6 protein-coding genes are annotated in these 5591 nt (G+C 62.1%); 5 read left to right on the top strand and 1 reads right to left on the bottom strand.

The genetic code is table 11. From position 1 onward, the window contains the following. The 5 genes from sucC to ABT24_RS02285 form a co-directional block, all read left to right on the top strand. Window positions 1-944: ADP-forming succinate--CoA ligase subunit beta (sucC, locus tag ABT24_RS02265; RefSeq protein ID WP_286737304.1), on the top strand; the 944-nt coding region annotated here is incomplete at its 5' end. Between the two features lie 28 nt (window positions 945-972). Next, the gene (gene sucD / locus ABT24_RS02270) at window positions 973-1869 is read left to right on the top strand and encodes a succinate--CoA ligase subunit alpha (RefSeq protein ID WP_276728146.1); all 897 of its coding nucleotides are present in this window, start codon (window positions 973-975) and stop codon (window positions 1867-1869) included. Window positions 1870-1966: 97 nt separating this feature from the next. Next, on the top strand, window positions 1967-2677 hold the full coding sequence (locus ABT24_RS02275; RefSeq protein WP_276728148.1) for a TerC family protein: 711 nt from the start codon (window positions 1967-1969) through the stop codon (window positions 2675-2677). An 8-nt stretch (window positions 2678-2685) separates the two neighbouring features. Continuing rightward, window positions 2686-3456 carry a Stp1/IreP family PP2C-type Ser/Thr phosphatase gene (locus ABT24_RS02280; protein WP_286737305.1) on the top strand — a complete coding sequence of 257 codons (771 nt, stop codon included), beginning with the start codon at window positions 2686-2688 and terminating at the stop codon, window positions 3454-3456. A gap of 54 nt (window positions 3457-3510) precedes the next feature. Next, on the top strand, window positions 3511-4182 hold the full coding sequence (locus tag ABT24_RS02285; RefSeq protein WP_013105099.1) for an FHA domain-containing protein: 672 nt from the start codon (window positions 3511-3513) through the stop codon (window positions 4180-4182). Between the two features lie 84 nt (window positions 4183-4266). Here ABT24_RS02285 and pyk read toward each other — a convergent pair. Then, window positions 4267-5591, bottom strand: a 1325-nt coding sequence (pyk, locus tag ABT24_RS02290; protein WP_286737306.1) for a pyruvate kinase, incomplete at its 5' end; no start/stop codon positions are given.

Consider the following 5591-nt stretch of genomic DNA (forward strand, 5'->3'; position numbering starts at 1 on the left):
TGCAAATCCTGGGGATGCAGCTCGTTACCCATCAAACCGGGCCTGCGGGGCAGAAAGTGCGACGGCTGCTGATCGAGGATGGCGCCAACATTCAAAAAGAGTATTACGTCGCCGTGCTCACCGACCGTGCCACGCAAAAAGTGGCGGTCATGGCGTCGAGCGAAGGCGGCATGGATATCGAGGAAGTGGCCGCCAAGACGCCGGAGAAAATTCTCAAGGTGTTTGTCGATCCGCTGGTTGGCTTGCAGGACGCGCAAGGTCTGGAACTGGTCGCGGGCATCGGCATTCCCGCCGCGTCGCAGCCACAAGCTGTTGCCGTGCTCAAGAAGCTCTACCAGTGCTATATGGACACCGACGCCTCGCTGGTGGAGATCAACCCGCTGATTCTGGAGGGCAACGGCCAGATCAAGGCGCTCGATGCCAAGTTCAACATCGACGACAACGCCCTGTTCCGTCACCCCGAAATCGAGGCGCTGCGCGATCTCGATGAGGAAGACCCGGCCGAGGTGCAGGCGCACAAATTCGACCTCGCCTACATCCAGCTCGACGGCAATATCGGCTGCCTGGTCAACGGCGCCGGGCTGGCGATGGCGACGATGGACACCATCAAGCTGTTCGGCGGCTCGCCCGCCAACTTTCTCGATGTGGGCGGCGGCGCCACCACCGAAAAGGTGACCGAGGCGTTCAAGATCATGCTGCACAACCCCCATGTCAAGGCGATCCTGGTCAACATCTTCGGCGGCATCATGCGCTGCGACACCATCGCCGAAGGCGTGATTGCCGCCTCGCGCACCGTGGGCCTGAGCGTGCCCCTGGTGGTGCGCATGAAGGGCACCAACGAAGAGATCGGGCGCAAGATGCTGGCCGACTCCGGCCTGCCCATCATCAGCGCCAACACCATGGGCGAGGCGGCGCAAGCCGCCGTTCATGCCGCGCAGGCCTGAGCCGCATCCCACAGAACAAGAGGACAACATGGCTATCCTGATCAATCAAGACACCAAGGTCATCACCCAGGGCATCACCGGCAAGACGGGGCAGTTCCATACCCGCATGTGCCGCGACTATGCCAATGGCAAGAACTGCTTCGTCGCCGGTGTCAACCCGAAAAAGGCCGGCGAAGATTTCGAGGGCATTCCCATTTACGGCACCGTGGCCGACGCCAGGGCGGCTACGGGCGCCACAGTCTCCGTCATTTATGTGCCCCCGGCAGGCGCGGCTGCCGCCATCTGGGAGGCGGTGCAAGCCGATCTCGACCTGGTGGTCTGCATCACCGAGGGCATTCCGGTAAAGGACATGCTGCTGGTGCGCAACCGCATGAAGGCCAAGGAGGCGTCCGGTGGCAAGAAAACCCTGTTGCTCGGGCCGAACTGTCCCGGTCTGATCACGCCCGATGAAATCAAGATCGGCATCATGCCCGGACACATTCACCGCAAGGGTCGCATCGGCATCGTCTCGCGCTCGGGCACGCTCACCTATGAGGCGGTGGCGCAGGTCACCGAACTCGGGCTGGGCCAGAGCAGCGCGGTGGGCATCGGTGGCGACCCGATCAACGGTCTCAAGCACATCGACATCATGCGGGCGTTCAACGACGACCCCGATACCGATGCGGTCATCATGATCGGCGAGATCGGCGGCTCTGACGAAGCCGAGGCCGCGCGCTGGTGCAAAGCCCACATGAAAAAACCGGTGGTCGGTTTCATCGCGGGCGTCACCGCGCCTGCAGGCAAGCGCATGGGCCATGCCGGGGCGCTGATCTCCGGCGGGGCCGACACGGCCGATGCCAAGCTCGCCATCATGGAGGAATGTGGCTTTACCGTGACGCGCAATCCGTCTGAAATGGGCAAACTTCTCAAGCAAGTCCTGCGCTGATCCATGCGAACGCCGGGGCTGCCCCCGGTTACAAACGGTATGATGCAAGACAAGTCCCGATGGGACTGCATCGATACCTCCTGGGGCAGCCATCGGCATGGAACACTATCTCACCGTCGAGTTCTTGACGGCCATCGGTCAGATCGTTCTGATCGACATTCTTCTGGGCGGAGACAACGCCGTGGTCATTGCATTGGCCACGCGCAAGCTCCCGTCGCACCAACGCAAGCTCGGCATTCTGTGGGGTACCGCGGGCGCCATCGTGTTGCGGGTGGTGTTGATTTTTTTCGCGCTGACCCTGCTCAAGCTGCCTTTGCTCAAGATTGTCGGTGCGCTGCTGCTGTTTTGGATCGGCATCAAGCTGCTCGCTCCGCAAGAGGAAGAGGGGCACGGCGATGTGCAGGCGGCGGACAAGCTGTGGGCTGCGGTCAAGACCGTGATCATCGCCGACTTCGTGATGAGCCTGGACAACGTCATCGCCATTGCCGGAGCCGCGCAAAACGCCGGGGAGCAGCACAGCATGCTGCTGGTGGTCTTCGGTCTGCTGCTGAGCGTGCCCATCATCGTCTGGGGCAGCCAGTTGGTCATCCGCCTGATGCAGCGCTTTCCGGTGGTGATCACCCTCGGGGCCATGCTGCTGGGCTGGATTGCCGGTGGCCTGCTGGTCACCGATCCCGCAGTGGAGCACTGGGTTGAAGCGCTGCCCTGGGCGGCCTACGCAGAAAAAATTGCTGGGCTGATCGGCGCCATCGTAGTGTGGGCCGTGGCAAAGCTGATTTATCGCCGCCCCTCGGCTTCTGCGGCATGAGCACGATCATGGCCAAAACGCCCAGTTCCAGCCCCGCCCTGCAGTATGAAATGATCAGCCTCACCCATACGGGGCGGGTGCGCGAGCACAACGAAGACGCGGTGGCGTTCGATGCCCTGGCGCAGGTTGCCGTGCTGGCCGATGGCATGGGGGGCTACGCTGCTGGAGAGGTAGCCAGCGGCATGGCGACGGCGCAGATTTGCGCGCGTATTTCCCGCCTGAAGGCTGACTATCCGAAGGTGACTGCGCTCGATCTGTCCACCGAACTTCGTTTTGCGGTGCGCCATGTCAACGCCGAGATTCTGCGGGCCGCGCGCAGCAATGCGCAGTATGCCGGGATGGGCGCCACGCTGGTTGCCGTGGCGTTTACTGGAAATGTGGCGGTGATCGCCCATGCAGGGGATTCTCGCGCGTATTTGCTGCGGCAGAATCAACTGCGCCTGCTCACGCACGACCACTCGGCCCTGCAGGAGCAGATCGACATGGGGCTGATTCTGCCCGAGGACGCGGAAACGATAGGCGGCAAAAATCTGGTGACGCGGGCGCTAGGCGTGGATGCCCGACTCGACCCGGATGTCGCCATGCATCCCATGATGGCGGGGGATTTGTTGCTTCTGTGTTCGGATGGCTTGAACGATATGTTGACAGATGCCAAAATTGAAAACATATTGCGGCAATATGCTGAACATCCTGCGGCGGCTGCGCGCCAGCTGGTGGATGACGCTAATGTGGCTGGTGGGCGCGACAATGTTTCCGTCATTCTGGTGACTGTGCGCTGACTCAGCCGATGCGTTTTTCTATTCTGATCTGACTCATTAAACGGACTTCAAATCGTGGCCAAACTCGTGATTACCCTGGATGGCAAAGTTTTGAAAGAGGTCGTGCTCAGCAAAGACCGCACGACGCTAGGGCGTCGTCCGTACAACGATGTGGTCATCGACAACCTGGCGGTCAGCGGTGAGCACGCCGTGTTGCTGCGCGATAGCGGAACGGATGCCGAGAGCTACACCATTCAAGACCTAGGCAGCACCAACGGCACCTATCTGAACGGCGCGCCCATCAAGTCCAGCCCCTTCCGCGAAGGCGACACGGTCGATATCGGCAAGTACAGCCTGCGGCTGTTGTCCGATACGCGTCAGACCACCTTCGGCCCGTCACGTTTTGGCGCCACTACCGGGTTTGGCAATTCCCGTTTCGGTAATTCGGGTTTTTCGGATTCGCGCACCCGGGCGGGAGATGCCGAGCGCAGCTACAAGATCAAGGTGCTCAGCGGGGATGCGGCGGGGCGGGAAATTCTGCTCAGCAAGGAGCAGACCACCTTCGGCCAGCGCGGCACCCTGGTGGTCAGCGTGATGCACAAACCGCGCGGCTACGAACTGGTGCAGGTCGAAGGCGAAAAGCGGGCGCAGGTCAATGGCGTCTCGCTCGGCCTCATGCCGGTGGTGCTGCGCTCCGGCGATGTGATCAACCTCACCGGCATTCAGTTGCAGTTTCTGCAGGTCTGAGCACTGCTTGGCTTTGGGGAGCGCTCAAAGCAAAACGCCCGCAAAGCCTTCGGTCGATGCGGGCGTTTTTCTGCAGCGGGCTGTTTAGCGGGGCACGCGCATGACCTTGAGCATATTGGTGCCACCCGCCGTGCCGATCGGCTCGCCGCAGGTGATGGCGTAGCTGTCGCCGGAGGCCACGGCGTTTTTCTCGATCAGCCGGGCTTCGGCCTGGTTGAGCAGAGCGTCGCGGTCGGTGGTGCTGAAGCTCAGCAGCATCGGGCGCACATTGCGATACAGCGCCATGCGTCGCACCGAGGTTTCGCTGCGCGACAGGGCATAAATCGGCACATTGACACGGTGGCGGCTCATCCACAGCGCGGTGGAGCCTGATTCGGTCAGCGCCACAATGGCCTTGCAGCCGAGATGGTGCGCGGTGAACAGCGCGGCCATGGCGATCGACTGGTCGATGCGAGTGAACTGCTTGTTGACGAAGTCGTGTTCGAGCTTGACCTCTTCGTAGGTTTCCGCCGCCTCGCAGATGCTGGCCATCGCCTCGACCGTCTCCACCGGGTACTTGCCGGCCGCCGTTTCCGCCGACAGCATGACCGCGTCGGTGCCGTCGAGCACCGCATTGGCGACGTCGGACACTTCGGCGCGGGTGGGCACGGCGTTGACGATCATCGACTCCATCATCTGCGTGGCGGTGATCACCACACGATCCATTTCGCGCGCCATGCGGATCATGCGTTTTTGCAGCGCGGGCACGGCGGGATTGCCGACTTCCACTGCGAGGTCGCCCCGCGCCACCATGATGCCGTCGGAGGCTCGCAGAATTTCCGCCAACGCCGGAATCGCCTCGACCCGCTCGATCTTGGCGATGAGCGCGGGCTTGTGGTGGTAGGGCTCGCCAGCGACGTTGGCGAGTTGCCGCGCCAACTCCATGTCGGTGGCGTTTTTGGGAAAGGACACGGCCAGATAGTCGGCCTGGAAGGACATCGCGGTACGAATGTCCTCCATGTCCTTGGCGGTGAGGGCCGGGGCCGACAGACCGCCGCCCTGCTTGTTGATGCCCTTGTTGTTCGACAGTTCGCCGCCGATGGTGACGACGGTGTGGATTTGTTCCCCGCTCACTCTCTCGACGGTAAGCACGATGAGGCCGTCGTTGAGCAGCAGACGGTCGCCCGCGTGCACGTCGCGCGGCAGGTCTTTGTAGTCCAGGCCGCAGCGGGTTTCATCGCCGACTTCGCAGGTGGCGTCGAGCGTGAATTTCTGTCCGGGTTGCAGCATGACCTTGCCGTCCTTGAACCGGCCGACCCGAATTTTCGGGCCTTGCAGATCGGCCATGATGGCAACGGACTTGCCCAGGCGGGTGGCCGTTTCGCGGATGAGTTGGGCGCGGTCGATATGGTCTTGCGACTTGCCATGAG

It is taken from the genome of Thiomonas sp. SCN 64-16 (assembly GCF_001725585.1).
GTDB lineage: Bacteria > Pseudomonadota > Gammaproteobacteria > Burkholderiales > Burkholderiaceae_C > Thiomonas > Thiomonas arsenitoxydans.

Coding starts and splice junctions, on each gene's coding strand:
- sucD (WP_276728146.1), top strand. CDS start 973: ATGGCTATCCTGATCAATCAAGACACCAAGGTCATCACCCAGGGCATC.
- ABT24_RS02275 (WP_276728148.1), top strand. CDS start 1,967: ATGGAACACTATCTCACCGTCGAGTTCTTGACGGCCATCGGTCAGATC.
- ABT24_RS02280 (WP_286737305.1), top strand. CDS start 2,686: ATGGCCAAAACGCCCAGTTCCAGCCCCGCCCTGCAGTATGAAATGATC.